16 protein-coding genes are annotated in these 19,434 nt (G+C 41.4%); 12 read left to right on the top strand and 4 right to left on the bottom strand.

The window, feature by feature from the left end; genetic code table 11:
• Nucleotides 1–174 precede the first annotated feature (174 nt).
• The 8 genes from MHI60_RS02785 (at nucleotide 175) to MHI60_RS02750 (ending at nucleotide 10,448) form a co-directional block, all read left to right on the top strand.
• On the top strand, nucleotides 175–1,515 hold the full coding sequence (locus MHI60_RS02785; protein ID WP_144470007.1) for an aspartate aminotransferase family protein: 1,341 nt from the start codon (nucleotides 175–177) through the stop codon (nucleotides 1,513–1,515).
• A gap of 159 nt (nucleotides 1,516–1,674) precedes the next feature.
• On the top strand, nucleotides 1,675–2,232 hold the full coding sequence (locus MHI60_RS02780) for a glycerol-3-phosphate responsive antiterminator (RefSeq protein WP_144485632.1): 558 nt from the start codon (nucleotides 1,675–1,677) through the stop codon (nucleotides 2,230–2,232).
• 214 nt (nucleotides 2,233–2,446) lie between these two features.
• On the top strand, nucleotides 2,447–3,262 hold the full coding sequence (locus MHI60_RS02775) for an MIP/aquaporin family protein (RefSeq protein WP_095408075.1): 816 nt from the start codon (nucleotides 2,447–2,449) through the stop codon (nucleotides 3,260–3,262).
• Between the two features lie 15 nt (nucleotides 3,263–3,277).
• Nucleotides 3,278–4,774 carry a glycerol kinase GlpK gene (glpK, locus tag MHI60_RS02770; RefSeq protein WP_095408076.1) on the top strand — a complete coding sequence of 499 codons (1,497 nt, stop codon included), beginning with the start codon at nucleotides 3,278–3,280 and terminating at the stop codon, nucleotides 4,772–4,774.
• 139 nt (nucleotides 4,775–4,913) lie between these two features.
• On the top strand, nucleotides 4,914–6,575 hold the full coding sequence (gene glpD / locus MHI60_RS02765; protein WP_144485630.1) for a glycerol-3-phosphate dehydrogenase: 1,662 nt from the start codon (nucleotides 4,914–4,916) through the stop codon (nucleotides 6,573–6,575).
• Between the two features lie 178 nt (nucleotides 6,576–6,753).
• On the top strand, nucleotides 6,754–8,499 hold the full coding sequence (locus MHI60_RS02760) for a phospho-sugar mutase (protein WP_144485628.1): 1,746 nt from the start codon (nucleotides 6,754–6,756) through the stop codon (nucleotides 8,497–8,499).
• Between the two features lie 156 nt (nucleotides 8,500–8,655).
• On the top strand, nucleotides 8,656–9,801 hold the full coding sequence (locus tag MHI60_RS02755; protein WP_095408079.1) for a GAF domain-containing sensor histidine kinase: 1,146 nt from the start codon (nucleotides 8,656–8,658) through the stop codon (nucleotides 9,799–9,801).
• Nucleotides 9,798–10,448, top strand: coding sequence for a response regulator transcription factor (locus tag MHI60_RS02750; protein WP_075622701.1), 651 nt, complete (start codon nucleotides 9,798–9,800; stop codon nucleotides 10,446–10,448). The genes MHI60_RS02755 and MHI60_RS02750 overlap by 4 nt, the downstream gene beginning before the upstream one ends.
• Before the next feature lie 397 nt (nucleotides 10,449–10,845).
• On the opposite strand, the gene MHI60_RS02745 is transcribed toward MHI60_RS02750, so the two are convergent.
• Entirely contained in the window at nucleotides 10,846–11,094 is a 249-nt protein-coding gene (locus tag MHI60_RS02745; RefSeq protein WP_024426598.1) for a YhdB family protein, read from the bottom strand.
• Between the two features lie 248 nt (nucleotides 11,095–11,342).
• On the opposite strand from MHI60_RS02745, the gene MHI60_RS02740 reads away from it, so the two are divergent.
• On the top strand, nucleotides 11,343–11,606 hold the full coding sequence (locus MHI60_RS02740) for a YqzG/YhdC family protein (RefSeq protein ID WP_223250973.1): 264 nt from the start codon (nucleotides 11,343–11,345) through the stop codon (nucleotides 11,604–11,606).
• 111 nt (nucleotides 11,607–11,717) lie between these two features.
• Here the strand turns inward: MHI60_RS02740 and MHI60_RS02735 are convergent, their stop codons facing one another.
• Together MHI60_RS02735 and MHI60_RS02730 are read right to left on the bottom strand one after the other, a co-directional pair.
• Nucleotides 11,718–13,193, bottom strand: coding sequence for a catalase (locus MHI60_RS02735; RefSeq protein ID WP_095408081.1), 1,476 nt, complete (start codon nucleotides 13,191–13,193; stop codon nucleotides 11,718–11,720).
• Between the two features lie 160 nt (nucleotides 13,194–13,353).
• Nucleotides 13,354–13,785 (bottom strand): Rrf2 family transcriptional regulator, encoded by a 432-nt coding sequence (locus MHI60_RS02730; protein ID WP_039177468.1) that lies wholly within the window; start codon nucleotides 13,783–13,785, stop codon nucleotides 13,354–13,356.
• 183 nt (nucleotides 13,786–13,968) lie between these two features.
• On the opposite strand from MHI60_RS02730, the gene MHI60_RS02725 reads away from it, so the two are divergent.
• Together MHI60_RS02725 and MHI60_RS02720 are read left to right on the top strand one after the other, a co-directional pair.
• Nucleotides 13,969–15,168, top strand: coding sequence for a globin domain-containing protein (locus MHI60_RS02725; RefSeq protein WP_095408082.1), 1,200 nt, complete (start codon nucleotides 13,969–13,971; stop codon nucleotides 15,166–15,168).
• Nucleotides 15,169–15,244: 76 nt separating this feature from the next.
• Nucleotides 15,245–16,660: a SpoVR family protein gene (locus MHI60_RS02720; protein WP_095408083.1), complete on the top strand. Its 1,416-nt coding sequence runs from the start codon at nucleotides 15,245–15,247 to the stop codon at nucleotides 16,658–16,660.
• 47 nt (nucleotides 16,661–16,707) lie between these two features.
• Here MHI60_RS02720 and MHI60_RS02715 read toward each other — a convergent pair whose 3' ends face one another.
• Nucleotides 16,708–18,072: an alkaline phosphatase gene (locus MHI60_RS02715; protein ID WP_144485626.1), complete on the bottom strand. Its 1,365-nt coding sequence runs from the start codon at nucleotides 18,070–18,072 to the stop codon at nucleotides 16,708–16,710.
• A gap of 353 nt (nucleotides 18,073–18,425) precedes the next feature.
• Here MHI60_RS02715 and MHI60_RS02710 point away from each other — a divergent pair, with 353 nt between their 5' ends.
• Complete coding sequence (locus MHI60_RS02710) at nucleotides 18,426–19,256, top strand: LysM peptidoglycan-binding domain-containing protein (protein WP_342502669.1); 831 nt, start codon at nucleotides 18,426–18,428, stop codon at nucleotides 19,254–19,256.
• Nucleotides 19,257–19,434: the final 178 nt, after the last annotated feature.

Below are 19,434 nucleotides of genomic sequence, written 5' to 3'. Positions count from 1 at the left end.
ATCAGCCCAGCCCCTTTTTTATAATGAAAGTAACGGTTGGTTCTCTCTTACAGGCGGCCTAGTTTCAGTTTCATATGCCTCCCTTTTCATCCATATAATGAATGGAGAGGCAATGTGCTGCTGAACCAGTCTAAGCTTCTTTAGTGATGAAAACGGATACATGGGGGCGGGAAGATGAAAATACATGAGCAGGCTCAAAATCTTCAGGCGAAAGATGATCAGTTGATCTGGCATCATATGAAAGGGACAAACAAGGAAAATGAAAGCATGGTTATTCACGAGGCAGAAGGCGCATGGGTGACAGATATTCATGGGAATCGCTATTTAGACGGGATGTCAGGTCTTTGGTGTGTAAATGCCGGTTATGGCAGAAAAGAGCTTGCAGAAGCGGCATATAAGCAACTAAATACAATGCCTTATTATCCGCTGACGCAAAGCCATGTGCCTGCGATTCAGCTGGCTGAAAAGCTAAATGAATGGCTTGGCGGGGACTATGTGATCTTCTTTTCTAACAGCGGTTCTGAAGCAAATGAAGCTGCATTTAAGATCGCCAAACAATATCATGCGCAAAAAGGAGAGAGCACAAGAACAAAGTTCATCTCCAGGTATCGGTCGTATCACGGCAATACAGCAGCAGCCCTTGCCGCAACGGGGCAGGCGCAGCGTAAATATAAATATGAACCATTAGGTCAAGGCTTTATCCATGTCGCACCGCCTGATATGTATCGTCATCCTGAGGATCAAGATACATTGGCAAGTGCAGCGGCAATAGATCAAGCCATGACGTGGGAACTAAGTGAGACCATTGCTGGGGTCATTATGGAGCCGATTATTACAGGCGGCGGTATCTTAATGCCTCCGAAAGGGTATTTGAAGAGGGTCAAAGACATCTGTGAGGCTCATGGAGCACTTCTCATTGTGGATGAAGTCATCTGCGGATTTGGACGGACAGGGAAGCGGTTTGGTTTTATGCATGAGGAAGTAAAGCCGGACATTATCACAATGGCAAAAGGGATCACAAGCGGCTACTTACCTCTTTCTGCAACGTGCGTGAAACGAGACATTTATGAAGCGTACGCAGGGGAAGATACGTATGACAGACTGCGCCATGTAAATACATTTGGCGGTCACCCTGCTTCTTGTGCGGTTGCCCTTGCCAACCTAGAGATCATGGAAAACGAGAAATTAGTAGAACGGTCTGACACGCTTGGGCAAGACATGCTCGAACGTTTGCAAGAGTTAAAAGAGCATCCATTTGTCGGTGATGTCAGAGGGAAAGGCCTGCTGTTTGGTATTGAACTTGTTCAGGATCAACAGTCTAAAAAACCGGCTGATCCACAGGTTGTCGGTCAATTGATTGCAGAATGTAAGAAACGCGGACTGATCATCGGGAAAAATGGTGATACGGTTGCCGGCTATAATAACGTTGCCCAGCTTGCACCGCCGTTAAATATAACAAATGAAGACGCCACATTTATTATCAACACGTTAAAAGAAAGTATGGCGCAGTTATAGCAGAGAGATTTCTCTGCTTTTTTCTATGGGAAGAGCACATACATTAAGATGCTGCTAGGTAAAATCGGCATTGGATACACTAGGTGTATTGAAAAATAGAAGAGATTCTATTACTGTTAGGAGAAGACTGAACTAATACACTTTAGAAGGAGACGGCATATGAGTTTTCATGATCAACCCATTCTACCTGCTGTTCGCAATATGAAGCAATTTGAGGAATTTTTAAAAAGTCCATTTACATATGGAGTCTTACTTGATGTCCATTTAGGTCGATTAAAGGGCATTATGAATGAGGCAAATGCCCATCATAAGAAAATGTTCGTCCATGTCGATCTTATTCATGGGATCAAACATGATGAGCATGGAACGGAATTTATTTGTCAGGAAATGAAGCCGGCAGGGATTATTTCTACTAGGTCTTCTGTCATAGTAAAAGCCAAACAAAAGAAGGTATATGCCATTCAGCGAATGTTTTTACTTGATACAAGTGCGATGGAAAAAAGCATGGAGTTCGTAGGAAAACATCGTCCAGATTTTATTGAAGTATTGCCTGGGGTTGTGCCGGATTTAATTACTGAAGTGCGCGAGCGAGCTGGGATTCCAATATTTGCAGGCGGATTTATCCGTACAAAAGAAGATGTGGAAAGAGCGCTTGAAGCAGGAGCTACAGCTGTGACAACATCGAATACAGCCCTTTGGAAAGCGTTCCAAAAGTGAAAAGATAAAATGTGAAAATTGATTGACAACGTTTTCATCCTCTGATACTATAGCACTAAGTTAATATCATGTGATGGAGAAACGGAGATCCACAACAGCGCTTTACTAGGTGACAAATGACCCTGATGTAAAGTATGTTTGTTGTGGATCTTTTTTCTTTATCTTTTTCTACACATTCATAGGGGATGGCAACTGAACCAGAGGAGGAATTTTCATGACACCATTTTGGGGTGAAGTCGTAGGTACAATGCTGCTCATAATTTTTGGAGGCGGTGTGTGTGCGGCAGTCAATTTAAAGAAATCGCTCGCATATCAATCCGGCTGGATTGTAATCGCTTTCGGATGGGGATTTGCAGTAGCCATAGCAGCTTATGCAACAGGTGGAATCAGCGGAGCGCATTTGAACCCTGCACTAACAATTGGGCTTGCGCTAGAAGGAAGTTTTCCTTGGGCTGATGTACCAATGTATATTGTTGGTCAAATGCTTGGCGCATTAATAGGAGCTATTATTGTCTTTTTACATTACTTACCGCACTGGAAAGCAACAGACGATCCAGGTGCAAAGCTAGGTGTATTCTCAACTGGTCCTGCGATTCCGCATACTTTTGCAAACGTACTTAGTGAAGTCATAGGTACATTTGTATTGGTTCTAGGAATTTTAGCGATTGGTGCAAATAAATTCGCAGACGGAGTCAATCCGCTGATTGTTGGATTCTTAATTGTCGCAATTGGTCTTTCATTAGGCGGAACAACTGGTTATGCAATCAATCCTGCACGTGATTTAGGTCCGAGAATTGCACATGCGATTCTGCCGATTCCAGGTAAAGGTCCATCGAATTGGAAGTATGCTTGGGTGCCAGTCGTTGGTCCAATTTTAGGCGGCGCATTTGGCGGTGTTTTCTACAATGCAGCTTTTAAAGCGAACATCACTCCAGCCTTTTGGATTGTAAGCGTTATTTTAGTTGTGGTATTGTTAGGACTCTATGTAACTACGAAAAACCAAACAAATGCTGTAAATGAAAGTATGTAAGGGGAGGAAAACACCATGGCAAAAGAAAAATATATTCTCGCTTTAGATCAAGGGACAACAAGCTCAAGAGCGATCTTATTTGATCAAGAAGGCAAAATTGCACATACAGCTCAGAAGGAATTTAATCAATATTTTCCGAACCCAGGCTGGGTAGAACACAATGCAAATGAAATTTGGAGCTCTGTTCTATCGGTCATTTCAACTGCTTTGATTGAATCAGGCATTGGAGCAGATCAAATCGCCGGTATCGGAATTACGAACCAGCGTGAGACAGCTGTTGTTTGGGATAAACATACAGGCGCACCTGTTTATAATGCAATTGTTTGGCAGTCTAGACAAACATCTGGCATTTGTGAAGAGTTAAAAGCGCAAGGACACAATGAAACGTTTAGAAATAAAACAGGTCTTCTCATTGATGCTTATTTCTCAGGGACAAAAGTAAAATGGATTTTAGACAACGTAGAAGGTGCTCGTGAGAAAGCTGAAAATGGCGACTTGCTATTTGGCACAATTGATACATGGCTCATTTGGAAGATGACAGGCGGTCAATCACACGTCACAGATTACTCCAACGCGTCAAGAACGTTAATGTTCAACATTTACGATCTGAAATGGGATGAAGAACTACTTGATATCCTTGGCGTACCTGCTTCTATGCTTCCTGATGTGAAACCATCTTCACACATCTATGGTGAAACAACAGACTATCACTTCTTCGGCAGAAATATCCCGATTGCAGGAGCGGCGGGAGACCAGCAGTCTGCACTATTCGGTCAGGCTTGCTTTGAAGAAGGAATGGCGAAGAACACGTATGGTACAGGATGTTTCATGTTGATGAATACAGGGGAAAAAGCAATTAAGTCGGATCATGGTTTATTAACGACGATTGCATGGGGCATTGACGGTAAAGTTGAATATGCTTTAGAAGGGAGTATTTTCGTAGCTGGTTCAGCGATTCAGTGGCTGCGCGACGGACTGAGAATGTTTAAAGACTCAAAAGACAGCGAAGCCTATGCGGAGCGCGTTGAGTCAACAGAGGGCGTATATGTCGTTCCAGCATTCGTTGGTCTAGGCACACCATACTGGGACAGTGATGTCAGAGGCGCTGTATTCGGATTAACACGCGGTACTTCTAAAGAGCACTTTGTCCGTGCAACGTTAGAATCACTTGCTTATCAAACGAAGGATGTTTTAGATGCGATGGAAAAGGATTCAAACATCTCATTAAAAACTTTGCGTGTGGATGGCGGAGCTGTAAAGAATGATTTCTTAATGGGCTTCCAAAGTGATTTGCTGGATGTACCAGTAGAGCGTCCAGAAATTAATGAAACGACGGCACTCGGTGCGGCCTATCTTGCGGGAATAGCAGTTGGCTTCTGGAACGACCGTTCAGACATTGCAAAACAATGGAACCTTGACAAGCGCTTTGACCCTAAAATGGAAGAGGACAGCCGTGACTCGTTATACAGCGGGTGGAAAAAGGCTGTAAAAGCAGCTCAAGCTTTCAAATAAACCAAAAGTATGGTATACTTCAAGTAAGTTAATAGAACGGTTGGAGAACTGGAGAGACCGCAGGCACCGAAGTGTAGAAATACGCTTTGGGTGTTTGCGGTCTCTTTTTCTTTACCGTACAACATGGGAGGAACAAGAGATGACTTTTTCTAGCTTAGAAAGAGAACAAATGCTGCAGGAAATGACAAAAAAACCATATGATGTGTTTATCATTGGTGGGGGTATAACAGGCGCTGGTACAGCACTTGACGCGGCTTCACGCGGAATGCGTGTCGGTCTTGCAGAAATGCAGGATTTCGCAGCAGGTACGTCTAGCCGCTCAACGAAACTAGTGCACGGCGGACTTCGTTATTTAAAACAATTTGAAGTGAAAATGGTCGCAGAGGTCGGTAAAGAGCGTGCCATTGTATACGAAAATGGTCCTCATGTGACAACGCCAGAATGGATGCTTCTTCCGATGCATAAAGGCGGGACATTTGGTAAGTTTTCAACCTCTATTGGACTAAGAGTGTATGACTTTTTAGCTGGCGTAAAACATAGCGAACGCAGAAGCATGCTAAGTGCGAAAGAAACACTTGCAAAAGAACCGCTTGTCAAAAAGGACGGCTTAAAAGGCGGCGGCTACTATGTTGAATACCGTACAGATGATGCACGCCTCACAATCGAAGTCATGAAAGAGGCTGTAAAATTCGGAGCGGAAGCAGTCAACTATGCGAAAGTAAAAGAATTTATTTATGATAAAGGCAAAGTGGTTGGTGTTGTCATTGAAGATGTCATGACGCAGAAAACATACGATGTGTATGCGAAGAAGATCGTCAATGCAACAGGTCCATGGGTAGATCAGCTAAGAGACAAGGATCACTCAAAACAAGGGAAACACTTACAGCATACAAAAGGAATTCACTTAGTATTCGACCAATCCGTCTTTCCATTAAAACAAGCGATCTACTTTGACACGCCAGATAAACGTATGGTCTTTGCGATTCCAAGAGAAGGCAAAACGTACGTTGGAACAACAGATACAGTGTACAAAAAACAGCTGGAGCACCCGCGTATGACAAAAGCCGATCGTGACTATGTCATCCAAGCGATTCAGTACATGTTCCCTGATCTCAATATTACAGAAAAAGATGTAGAATCTAACTGGGCCGGCCTTCGTCCGCTCATTCATGAAGAGGGCAAAGATCCTTCAGAAATTTCTCGTAAGGATGAAGTGTGGACATCATCTTCAGGCTTAATCACCATTGCTGGTGGTAAATTAACAGGCTACCGCAAAATGGCTGAGCATATTGTCGATCTAGTACGTGATGGATTGAAACAGGAAACAGGCAAAGATTACGGACCATGTAAAACAAAGCATATGCCAATTTCAGGCGGCCATGTAGGCGGATCTAAAAATATGGCAGCCTTTGTTCAAGCGAAAACAGCAGAAGGAGCATCTGCTGGTTTAACAGAACCGGTTGCACAAAAACTAGCTGAAAAATATGGCTCTAATGTCAGCAGTCTCTTCAAACGTGTCGAGCAGCTTCAAGGGGAAGCAGACAAACGAAATATACCAGCGTATGTACTGGCAGAGCTTGTCTATGCGATTGAAGAAGAACTAGCTGTAACACCCGTAGATTTCTTCTTAAGAAGAACAGGAAGCCTATTATTTAATATCAATTGGGCAAAAAAATATGCACAGCCAGTCATCGATTATATGTCAGAACGTTTTGGCTGGGATGAAGCGGTAAAACAGAAACATCAAACAGAATTAGATCAACTATTCCATGAAGCAGTCGTACCGCTTGATGCTGAATAAAAAGAAGACAAAGGGCAAAAACAACATCATTTTAGCCCTAACAATCTGAAAGCCGATCATGTATCGGCTTTTTTAATTGTCCATCGCAATTTTGGATATAGCATGACATTAAGGATGATTCGATATAAAATATAAGTAGATATTATTTATAATGATGGCAAGAAATAGGAGGACGACCATGAGTTGGAAGACGAATTATGAGCGATGGATCAATGAGAAGCACCTGGATACTGAACTAAAGGAATGGCTGGAGGCGCATCAAGATGACCACCAGGCACTTGAAGACTGTTTCTACAAAAACCTTGAGTTCGGCACTGGAGGAATGCGCGGTGAGATTGGTGCAGGCACGAACCGAATGAATGTGTACACTGTTCGTAAAGCATCAGCAGGTCTTGCTGCGTATATTGCGAAACATGGAGAGGATGCAAAAAATAGAGGCGTCGCCATTGCATATGATTCACGCCATAAATCGCCTGAATTTGCGATGGAAGCAGCCAAAACACTTGCTTCACAAGGCATTCAAACGTATGTATTTGATGAATTGCGTCCGACACCAGAGCTCTCCTTTGCGGTTCGTGAGCTGCATGCATTTGCTGGAATCGTCGTGACAGCAAGTCATAATCCACCAGAATATAATGGCTATAAAGTGTATGGTGAAGATGGCGGGCAGCTGCCTCCATTTGAAGCAGATCAAGTCATTCAAGAAGTAGATGCAATTGAAAATGAACTGTCGATTTCCGTTGATTCTGAAGAAACGTTGAAACAGCAAGGGCTGATCAAAATAATCGGAGAAGAAATCGACCATGCTTATATTGAAAAATTAAAAACCATTAGTGTGCATCCTGAGCTGGCACATGAGGTCGATGTCAAAGTCGTGTTTACTCCGCTTCATGGGACAGCCAATCACCCTGTCAGAAACGGGCTACAGGCTCTAGGTTATCAGCATGTCACTGTTGTGCCTGAGCAGGAAAAACCAGATCCGCAATTTTCAACAGTGACCTCGCCGAATCCAGAGGAGCATGCGGCATTTGAGTATGCCATCAAGCTTGGCGAAAAACAAAATGCCGATATCCTCATTGCCACAGACCCAGATGCTGACAGGTTAGGCATTGCGGTCAGAGATCACGAAGGTGAATTTACTGTTTTAACAGGCAACCAAACAGGCGCCCTGCTGCTCCATTATTTATTGTCTGAAAAACAAAAGCTCGGTCAGCTGCCGCCTCGTCCCGTTGTGATGAAAACCATTGTCACAAGTGAGCTTGGACGCGCTGTAGCATCCGCTTTTGGTGCCGACACGATAGACACACTCACAGGCTTTAAATTTATTGGAGAAAAAATCAAGCAATTTGAAGAGAGCGGAGAATACACGTTTCAATTCGGTTATGAAGAGAGCTATGGCTATTTGATCGGTGACTTTGCCCGAGATAAAGATGCGGTGCAAGCGGCACTATTAGCCGTTGAAGTCGCTGCCTTCTATAAAAAGCAGGGCAAGTCCTTGTACGATGCGCTTGTCGATATTTTCAAGCAGTTTGGATTTTATCGGGAAGGGTTAAAGTCGTTAACCTTAAAAGGAAAAGAAGGAGCAGAGCAGATTTCAGCAATTCTTCATACCTTTAGAACAAATCCGCCAGCTGCCATCGCAGGGCAGCGCATCACAGTGATCGAGGATTATCAATCAAGTCAAAGGCACTTTGTGGCTGAAAAGAAAGAGGAAACCATTCACCTGCCAGCATCAAATGTGCTGAAATATTTCCTTGAGGATGGTTCGTGGTTCTGCTTAAGACCTTCCGGCACTGAACCTAAAGTGAAATTTTATATTGCAGTCAAAGGCACGTCTTTAACAGATAGCGAAGAAAAGCTGAAGCATCTGTCAGAAGAAGTGATGAAAGTTGTTTATGATATTGTGGAAGAAACAGCGAAATAACGAAAAACATGGCCATCGTGTGTGAATGCATGATGGCTTTTTTCTCAGCCAAAAGGATGAGAAGAAATCATTCTTTTGGAGAAAGAGCCGCGCGGGCGCTCATGGTATAATGAGCATAATGATAAGTGAAGGCTGTAAATGCCGGGGGTAAACAGTATGGGAGAATACCAAGAGAAGGTTGAAACATTAAAAACGTTAAAAGAAATTGCTGAAAAGCTAAATGAAGGCATGGAAATGAAAGAAACGCTCCATGAAGTACTCCACATGCTGATGGATGTCACAGGCTTTCATTCAGCATGGATTTATTTTATAGAAAAAGACGGGTCATATGAACTGATGGCAGAGGTTTCCTTACCTGAAGCACTCGCAAAGCATCAAAAACAGCTCATGTGTCAAAATGATTGTTATTGCATCAACCGTTACACAAAAGGCACACTGCAATCAGCCACCAATATTATTAATTGCAAACGGATTGAAACGGCGATTGAAGAAAAGCTTGGGGATACAGAAGGAATAACTCATCATGCGACCGTTCCACTGCAAGCTTGTAAGCGTACGTTCGGCTTATTAAATGTGGCGGCAAAAGGAAAAGTCACGTTTACGCAAGAAGAGCTGAATTTGCTTGAAAGCATTGCACTTCAAATTGGCACTGCTATTCAGCGGATGAAGCTTGTGCAAAATGAACAGCAGCACGCACTTCTGGAAGAAAGAAACCGGCTGGCACAGGACTTACATGATTCTGTCAACCAAATGCTGTTCTCTGTGAGTCTGACGGCTAAGGCAGCACGGCAAATGACAAGCGATCAGAATCTAGGGGAAATGATTGATTTTATTCAGCATTTGTCACAAGACGCTCTGATTGAAATGCGGTCACTCATTTGGCAGCTGAGACCAAGAGGCCTTGAAAAAGGGTTTACGACAGCAATTGAAGAGTATGCACAGCTTTTAGGATTACGCTGCAACTTATCTTTATTAGGCTGTATAGAAATGGATCATTCACACAATGAAACTTTGTTTCGGGTATGTCAAGAAGCACTGAATAACTGTCAAAAACATGCGGAAGTAGAAGAAGTCGAGGTCAAACTTGAGCAATCAAGAGACACCTTTGAGATGAAAATCATTGACCGTGGAAAAGGTTTTCAATATGACGAGCAGATGAGCCTTCCTTCACTTGGGCTGAAAGGGATGTCTGACCGCATCCAAAGAGCAGGTGGTACATTTTGTATCTATTCAGAATTAGGTAAAGGAACCACGATTCATGTAAAAGTGCCATTTTCACAAGAAAGGAAGGGATCGTCATGAGAGTTGTCATTGCAGATGATCATCATATTGTGAGAAAAGGGCTGGTGTTTTTCTTGCAGACACAGCCTGATGTGGACATCGTTGGTGAGGCTTCCAATGGGCAAGAGGCATTAGAGGTTGTCAGAGAAACTCAGCCTGACATTGTCTTAATGGATTTGTCTATGCCTGTAATGAATGGCATTGAGGCAACGAAACAAATGACGCTGGAAATGCCGGACACCCGCATTGTGATCCTGACAAGCTATGCGGATAAAGATTATGTCATTCCAGCCATTCAAGCAGGGGCTAAAGCCTATCAATTAAAGGATGTGGCACCAGAAAAGCTGCTTTCAACCATGATTGAAGTACAAAATGGCACCTATCAATTAGATGGTCATATCACGACCTTTCTCGTGCAGCATCTGACAGAGCCAAAAGAGCAGAAATGGGCATTGATGAAAGAGCTCACCAATAGAGAGCGAGATGTCTTATTTGAGATTGCGAAGGGCAAAAGCAACAAAGAAATTGCCTCATCGCTGTTTATTTCTGAAAAGACTGTCAAAACGCATGTATCACATGTATTATCAAAGTTAGAGCTGGCAGATCGAACCCAAGCGGCTCTGTATGCAGTCGATTATCAAAAAAATCAGCCAAAAGAGCTGTTATGACAGAAGGGAATTTAGACGTTATGCTAAAACTTTTAAGCGCACATTCAATTCAATGAATTGAATAAAAAAGAGCACAGAGGTTGGTTATTTGAAGTGCCCTTTTGCGTAAAAGAGAAGCTTGACAGTCTAATTTCTAATACAAAAACCATAAAAGACTTGATGAGTGTATGCTCATCAAGTCTTTTTTTATTTTAAAGGAGGTGATGAACCGGTCAATCACAGGTAAATGTAAAATGGGAGGGAATCAAATTGGAGACATATGAATTAGTCAGTGATTATCGCCATCTACACAAAGAAACAATGGGCAAAAGGCCACTTTATGTTTCCTATCACAGCGCACTGCTAATTGTATGTAAAAGGGAAGGGCTAAAATAAACATCATTTTAGCCCTTTTTCTTTATGTGTACATCGGTTGTGAATAAACTTCAGAAGCAGCAGCCTCTGAAGCATGGTCAATGTACTGCAGGAGCCCATATAAACATTTTTCAACATCGGCATCGTTCCGGTTAAATTGATACGCATGTAAGAAATGCTCAATACGTTTCGAGAGCAAATCATCTTGCGTACGTACCATAAGAATAAGTAAATTATCCCATTGCGAGCGATGCGTATAATAAAGTGCTTTATCATAATCCGCCACATTCATTAAACCTTCTCCTTTCCCTTGAGAAGTCCTCATTAGTTTGCTCGGATCATATCGACTTTTTCAGGGGAAAAGTTGGTGTTCGCATCAATCGTGTACCGGGAATTATAGGCTGAATAAATGCTTCATGTATGAAAAAGAACAGGCCTGCTAAACCTAAACAAAACATAGATGAAAGTGAGATCAATGATATCATGCAGCCGAAATGGTGGATGCTTATTGCAGCAGGAATCGTTTTGCTTGGCAGTTTGATGATTCATCCTGCATCAAAAGCAGCGGTGCAGCCGCTAGAAAATTGGGAAAGACTTGCGTACACAGCGCTGAAAGATGAATATAAAGGTGCAGCTTTAAACGATTATCATTACATTGGCCGTACACAAGTGAATGATGAGCAGACAAAAGATGTGTTTCGCGTCACTGTAAAGGAAGGCTCAACTCTCTTTGCCGCACATGCAGAAATTTATTTTCATCCGGTGACCGGTCATTTGATTAGTATTAACGTGTTTCGACTATAAAAAAGCACCTTTTTTTGTAAAGGGTGCTCGAGGCGTTCAGTCAAAAAAAGACAAAGGGCTAAAATAAAGATCATTTTAGCCCTTTGTCCAACAATTTATTTTGACATGGAATTACTTCATGCTTCCTTGAAGATAAGCGCGAATATCCACACCTAGTGAATCCGCTAATCGTTGTCCGTAATCTTCATCGGCACGATAGAAGTTGCAGATTGCAAGTAATTTTGTTTTGTCATTTACATCTTTCAAATCAGCTGTTAGGTTTTTAATCAATGCTTGTTTCTCTTCCTCAGAGTAGCTTCGATATTTTTCCCCAGCTTGTTTGAAATCGTTCGGTTTTTCAATTTTTTGTCTCACCATACGGTCACCGTGAAGAACTGGCTCACTTTCTTTGTAGTGAGGGTTTTCTTTTGGCTGATCGTCATAACGGTTTGGTTCATAGTTAATATGACCGCTTGGGCGAGTCGTTGTCATAAAGCCATCCTGCTGGTTATTGTGTACAGGTGCATAAGGGCAGTTAACCGGAATGCGCATGTAGTTCGCACCAAGACGGTGGCGCTGCGTATCAGGATATGAGAACAAACGGCCTTGAAGCAGTTTATCTTCAGATGCCTCAATTCCTGGAACAAATGCACTTGGCGTGAAAGCAGACTGTTCTGTTTCAGCAAAGAAGTTTTCAGGATTGCGGTTGAGTGTCATGCGTCCTACTTTTTGAAGTGGGTAATCTTCCTCGCTCCATGTTTTTGTTGGGTCACATGGATCATAATCAAGTTCATCATAATCGCTAAGCGGCATAAGCTGAACATATAAGTCCCATGCTGGGAAATTGCCCTTTTCAATGCGGTCATACAAATCTCTTGTCGCATGCTGGAAATCGTTTGCTTGAATTTCTGCTGCTTCTTCCATAGATAAGTTGTGAATACCTTCAGAAGGTCTCCAGTGATATTTCACATATTTTGCTTCGCCATATTTATTCACCCATCTAAATGTATGCACACCAGAACCGCGCATTTCAGCGTAGCTTGCAGGGATTCCTTCGTCAGAGAAGAGCCATGTGAGCATATGTGTAGATTCAGGTGTTAAGGTCATAAAATCCCAATAACGGTCAGGATCTTGAATATTGGTTACAGGATCTGGCTTGAGAGAGTGAACCATATCAGGGAATTTCAAAGCATCACGAATAAAGAAGATCGGCAAGTTGTTACCAACGAGATCATAGTTGCCTTCTTCTGTATAAAATTTGACAGCAAAGCCGCGGGGGTCACGCAATGTTTCAGGTGAACCTTTCGGATGAATAACGGTGGAGAAGCGAACAAAAACGTCTGTTTGTTTTCCTTCTTCACTTAAGAAGGCTGCTTTTGTATGTTTCTCCATGCTGTTTTCTACTTCAAATACACCGTAAGCGCCGGCGCCCCTTGCATGAACGACACGCTCTGGAATACGTTCACGATCAAAGTGTGCGAGTTTTTCAATCAAATGGTAATCATCAAGAAAGGTAGGTCCGCGGGAACCAGCTGTTCTTGAGTTTTGGTTATCTCCTACAGGCACGCCTTGGTTCGTTGTCAAATTTTTATGATTTGAATTTGTCATTCTTTTCTCCTCCTGTAAACAAAAAAGTCTTTTCTAGCAATCTATATACCCTAATTATATTGAATCAAACATGATAGTCAATATTTATTTATAATAATTTTAAATAAATTATTATTACAAGAAGGTAAAGAAAAAGACGAAAGAATAAAATTCTTTCGCCTTAAAGGAGGAGCTCTCTGAGAGCATCTTTGTTTTGTGTTAAATCCTTTAGTGTGTATCGGTCAAGAACGCTTAAATAAGCAGTGAGTGCTTCATGAAGTACATGCTTTAATGAACAAATCGGGGAGATGATGCAGCCGTTTTTCTTTGGATCAAAGCATTCAACCATGACTAAATCATCCTCTGTATAACGGACAACCTCTCCAATATTAATGCTTTCTGGGCTTTTTCCAAGCCTGATCCCGCCATTTCTTCCGCGAATCGTGTCCACATACCCGCGTTTTCCAAGATGATAAATCACCTTCGTCAGATGATTTTTAGAAATGCCATAAACATCGGCGATCTGCTGAATATTTGACAATTCATTGTTTTCTCTCGAAGCTAAATAAATGAGTACCCTTAATGAGAAATCTGTGTAATTCGTAAGTTTCATTTTGACAACCTCTAAACCTAATAGAGTTTTGTATCATCGTAACACATTTTAGACAAAAACTGTTCGAGAAAGTGTGAAATGTGACAACATTTAAAACATGTATTATAAATATTGCTTTTAGAGGCTGTCATCCATTACGATAAAGATGTATTTAAAATACTTCTTTTGAAAGAAGGAATGACGATGTTATCTAAAGATCAAATGAATGCAATAAAACAATCAGCTCCTCTACTAAAAGCCGAGGGAACCAAACTTGTCACTGTTTTTTATCAAAATATGATTCGCCAGCACCCGGAGCTGCTCAATCAATTTAATAAAACAAATCTCATGAACGGAAGTCAGCCAGAGGCACTTGCTGCGACACTATATCAAGCTGCACTGCACATCGATCGATTAGAGGAATTACTTCCAGCGGTCAAACAAATTGCCCATAAGCATGTCAGTGTCATGGTCAAAAAAGAGCAGTACCCAATTGTCGGATATCACCTGATTGAAGCGATGAAAGAAGTGTTTGGTTTAACAGAAGAAGATGACACTTTATTAGCTTGGAAAACTGCATATGACATCATTGCGAATATTTTCATTACCATTGAAGCAGAAATGATGGATGAAAATGTGAAGCAGACAGGCGGATGGGCAGATGTGAAGCCGTTTGTGATTAAGAAAAAGAAGCAAGAATCTCCATCGCTTATCTCTTTTTATTTAGTACCAGAAGATGAATCAGAGCTGCCAATGTATGAAGCAGGCCAATACATTACGGTTCAGGCAGATATGCCAGGAGAAGCCTATATGTCCAGCAGACAATACAGCTTATCAGATGAGCATCATCCATCTTATTACCGCATTACAGTGAAGCGTGATGGTCATGTGTCTACATTTTTACATGATGAAATGGAAGAAGGGGACGTTCTTCAAGTGAGTATGCCGCAGGGAATGTTCTGCTTGCAAGAAGACATAAAAGAGCCTGTTTATTTCATCAGCGCTGGGTCTGGTGTCACTCCAATGATTGGTTTAGTGAAAACTGCAGCACAAAACAGCCAGTTATTCACGATGATTCATGCAGATCGATTAGAGGATGTCATCGCTTTTGAAAATGAGCTTGAAGGCGTTTTAGCTTCAGCTTCCCATGGGCGCATCATCCTATGTAACGAACAATTTGCGCAGTCTGGAAAAGGTGAGCTTGTTGAGAAAGCAGCTTCCCGCATTGACCGTCCATTTCTTCAATCGGTGATCGGAGAAGGGAATGGCCAATTTTATCTATGCGGTTCCCCGGTGTTTACACAGGAGATCATTCATATACTAAAAGAGCTGGGAATTCCAGCACACAATATTCATTTCGAAGCATTTGGCGGGCAATCCACGAAAGAAATGGAAGTTGTCTAAACGATTGATGGAACATCATGTTTTTTTACATACGCTCATATAGTAGGGATAAGTCCGATGAGGAGGGATGGTTTCCTTGAGCGTATCTGAAAAACGTCTTTTACAAAGAGCGATTGATGAAATTACAGAAATTGCAGAAGGATTTGGTCTAGATTTTTATCCGATGAGGTATGAAATCTGTCCCGCGGAAATTATTTATACGTTCGGTGCATACGGAATGCCAACACGATTCAGCCACTGGAGCTTTGGGAAGCAATTTCATAAAATGAAGCTTCATTATGATTTAGGGTTAAGTAAAATTTATGAGCTGGTGATCAATTCAAATCCTTGCTACGCCTTTCTACTTGATAACAATACGCTCGTTCAAAATAAATTAATTGTGGCTCATGTATTGGCACACTGTGATTTCTTCAAAAATAATTGCCGTTTCCAAAACACAAAACGAGATATGGTCGAAAGCATGTCAGCAGCGGCAGAGCGGATCAAAGAATATGAGCATATCCACGGAACAAAAGAAGTTGAATCCTTTTTAGATGCTGTATTGTCTATTCAAGAGCATATTGATCCGTCTCTTGTTCGTTCAAAGTTAAGCTGGAATATGGACGATGAAGAAGAATGTGAAGAAGATAAACCAAAACGTCAAACGCCTTATGATGATTTGTGGGGAATGGATGAGCCGAAAACGCGTGAGAAAAAGAAAACCGTCAAGCAATTCCCGCCAAAGCCGGAAAAGGATCTTTTACTCTTTATTGAGGCGCATTCCCGGGAGCTGGAGCCGTGGCAGCGGGATGTCCTTACTATGCTGAGAGAGGAAATGCTCTATTTTTGGCCCCAGCTGGAAACAAAGATTATGAATGAAGGCTGGGCATCGTATTGGCACCAGCGGATTATGCGGGAGCTTGATTTGGATTCAAGTGAATCGATAGAGTTTGCGAAATTAAATGCAGGAGTGGTGCAGCCTTCTAAAACAGGCATCAATCCTTACTATTTAGGGCTGAAGATTTTTGAAGATATCGAAGAGCGCTATGACAACCCATGTGAAGAATTAAAAAAAGCAGGGGTCACAGAAGGATCTGGCCGCAGTAAAATGTTTGAAGTCAGGGAAATTGAATCGGATATTTCCTTTATTCGAAACTACTTAACGAAAGACCTTGTAATGAGAGAAGACTTGTACTTGTTTCAAAAGCAGGGGAGAGACTATAAAGTCATTGATAAAGAATGGAAAGCAGTTCGTGACCAATTAGTCAGCATGAGAGTGAATGGCGGCTTTCCGTATTTGACCGTGATCGATGGCGACTATTTAAAAAATAATGAACTTTATATTAAGCATTGGTATGAAGGCATTGAACTTGATCTGAAATACTTAGAAAAAGTCCTTCCGTATTTATATCAGCTGTGGGGAAGAAGTGTGCATATCGAGTCAGTTCTTGAAGGAAAAGAAGTGATGTTTTCTTATGATGGAAAAGGGGTTCATAGGAAATATCTTGCTTAAAAAAGACCAAAAAAGATGTCTCTTAGCAGACATCTTTTTTGGTTTTTTTATTGATTTTTCAGCAGTTTAAAAATGTGCCTTGCTTGATCGGTGTTTTCCATCAGACCTTTTAGCTGCTCACTTGTTGGTCCGTAAGCATAAAATGGTACTTCATCACCGGTATGACCAGATGTTGTCCAGCCTGTATGTGATCTCGTGTTGATCACTTCTTCAATCGCATCATCAATTTTAACAGCATCCTTTGTTTCAGCGGTCTTTTGAATGGAGTCGATTTCTTCTTTTGTGAAATCAAGATTGATATATTGTTTCAGTGCTGACTCAACAGGCATGCCGCTGACAATTTTGTTTGCGATAAAGTCAGGCGTCTTTTTCGCTGCTTTTACCGGTTTGTAATCCCAGCTGCCTGAACCATCTGCCCCGAAGGAAAGTCCGCCAGTTGAATGATCCGCTGTCGTGATGACTAACGTGTTTTTATCCTTTTTCGCAAAACGAATCGCTTCTTCAAATGCTTTTTCAAAATCCTTCATTTCGCTCATCGCACTGACAATATCATGATCATGTCCAGCCCAGTCAATTTGACTGCCTTCGACCATAAGGAAAAATCCTTTTTTGTTTTTAGACAGCTGTTTGATGGCTGAGGATGTCATGTCTTGCAAGGAAGGGGTCGTTTTATCACGATCAATGGCTTTATCGAGACCTCCATCAGCAAAAATGCCTAACACTTTTTCATTTTTGTTTTTTTGTAAGGCGGCTTTATTGGTGACATAATCATAACCGGCTTGTTTGAATTCCTTCGTCAAATCACGATCCTTCCGGACAAAATCGATAAGTCCTCCGCCAAGCATGACATCGACTGTATGATGTTTTCCGATTTTCTCATCGAAGAAATCATCAGCGATGGCTGCTGTGTTTTTCCTAGACACATCGTGAGCGGCATACGCAGCAGGCGTAGCATTTGTTAATTCAGATGTTACGACAAGCCCCGTCGATTTTCCTTTGCGTTTGGCTTCTTCTAAAACGGTTTTTAATTTTTTGCCGTTTTTGTTTACACCAATGGCATTGTTGTATGTCTTTTTACCAGTAGCCATGGCTGTACCAGCTGCTGCTGAATCGGTAATGTTACTTTTAGAGTCGTCAGGGTATGTTTTATGCATGCCAGTGAGGTAAGGGTCAAACGCTGTTTGCTTTGAAAGGTCACCGTTGTGTTTAAATGAGCGGTAAGTTGAAAGATAAGGTGTTCCCATGCCATCTCCAATCAGCACGATCACATTTTGCACGTGATTTTTCGGCTTCTTTTTAGCCTCAGCTTTGTCAGCTTGTCCAAATTCAATCCCTGAAAAAATGCCAATCGATAGCACAGATGCAGCTGCCACTGCAGCGATTTTCGTTTTCGAGCTTTTCAACACACTCATTCATTTTGCCTCCTCATTGTTTATGTATTGCTCTTACGTTTACAATGGTAGAGCAGAAGTGTGGATTCCTTTTTACAGCATCGTAAAGTTCACTTTAAAATTGTAAAGGGCCACTTTACATAGAATGAACCAAAAAGAGAAATGAATGTATCATTTATCCATGACAAGATGCGATTATTTTGTCATGATTGTGTAATAAAAATGAAATAAAAAGAACCCTAAAAAAAAATAAATTTTGCCGAATTAATAAGCATAATGTCGTAGGAAGTCAAGACTATTTCTTCTGGTATTTGATCCTTATAATAGGGAGTAGATAAAAATTCGGATCAGATAGATACATACAGGAGGAACAAATGAAAAAACAATTGATCACAGCTGCAAGTGCAATTCTACTTGGGACGACATTATTTGCCGGAGCTGCCTCAGCACAATCAGTAAAAGTTCAAAAAGGTGACTCTCTTTCTGTTCTAGCGAAAAGATACAAAACAAGCGTGAGCAAAATTAAATCAGACAATAAGCTGAAATCTAACGTAATTTATGTTGGACAAACCTTAAAAGTGAATGGCACTTCTTCGAAAAAAGCAGTGAAAACATCAAAAACAACAACAAAAGTAAAAACGGCTTCAGCGACTGCCACTCATAAAGTTGTCAAAGGTGATACATTATCTAAGATTGGCAAAAAATATGGGATGACTGTGAAAGAGTTGAAATCGTTAAATAAACTTAAAACAGATCTCATTAAAATCGGGCAAAAGCTAAAGGTGAAAAAGACGTCTAAAGTAAAGACGAAACCTGTAAAAGAAAAAACAGTCTCTACTTCTTCATTAAACACGTCTAAGCTCATAGCAGATGCTAAAGCGCAGAACGGTACTCCATATAGATGGGGTGGAACGACACCGAAGGGCTTTGATTGCAGCGGATTTATGTGGTATATCATTAACAAACAAAAAAAGATATCAAGACAAACAACTGAAGGTTTTTGGGGATCGATGAAAAGTGTATCCACACCAAAAGTTGGAGATTTTGTGTTCTTTACTACGTATAAATCGGGTCCATCTCACATGGGTGTCTACCTTGGAAACAACAAGTTTATCCATGCTGCTTCTGATGGTGTAACGATCAGTGATATGACATCGAGCTATTGGAAGCCGATTTATCTTGGAGCGAAAACATTTGTAAACTAATTTATTTGAAGAGACTGCGATGAAGCAGTCTCTTTTTTCATATATCATTTATGCCTCTGAACTGGTCTTTTCTCAAAGATCATTATCAGTCTAAAGACTTTTAAATAACAAAGTTGTGGACCCGTTTTTAAAAAAGGGTCTTATTTTTGTTGAATAATAAGTATATGAAAAAAATATA

The sequence above is a fragment of the Bacillus sp. FSL K6-3200 genome, assembly GCF_038630485.1.
In the GTDB taxonomy this organism is placed as follows: domain Bacteria; phylum Bacillota; class Bacilli; order Bacillales; family Bacillaceae; genus Bacillus; species Bacillus safensis.
This window is presented reverse-complemented; position numbering and strand designations above follow the sequence as displayed.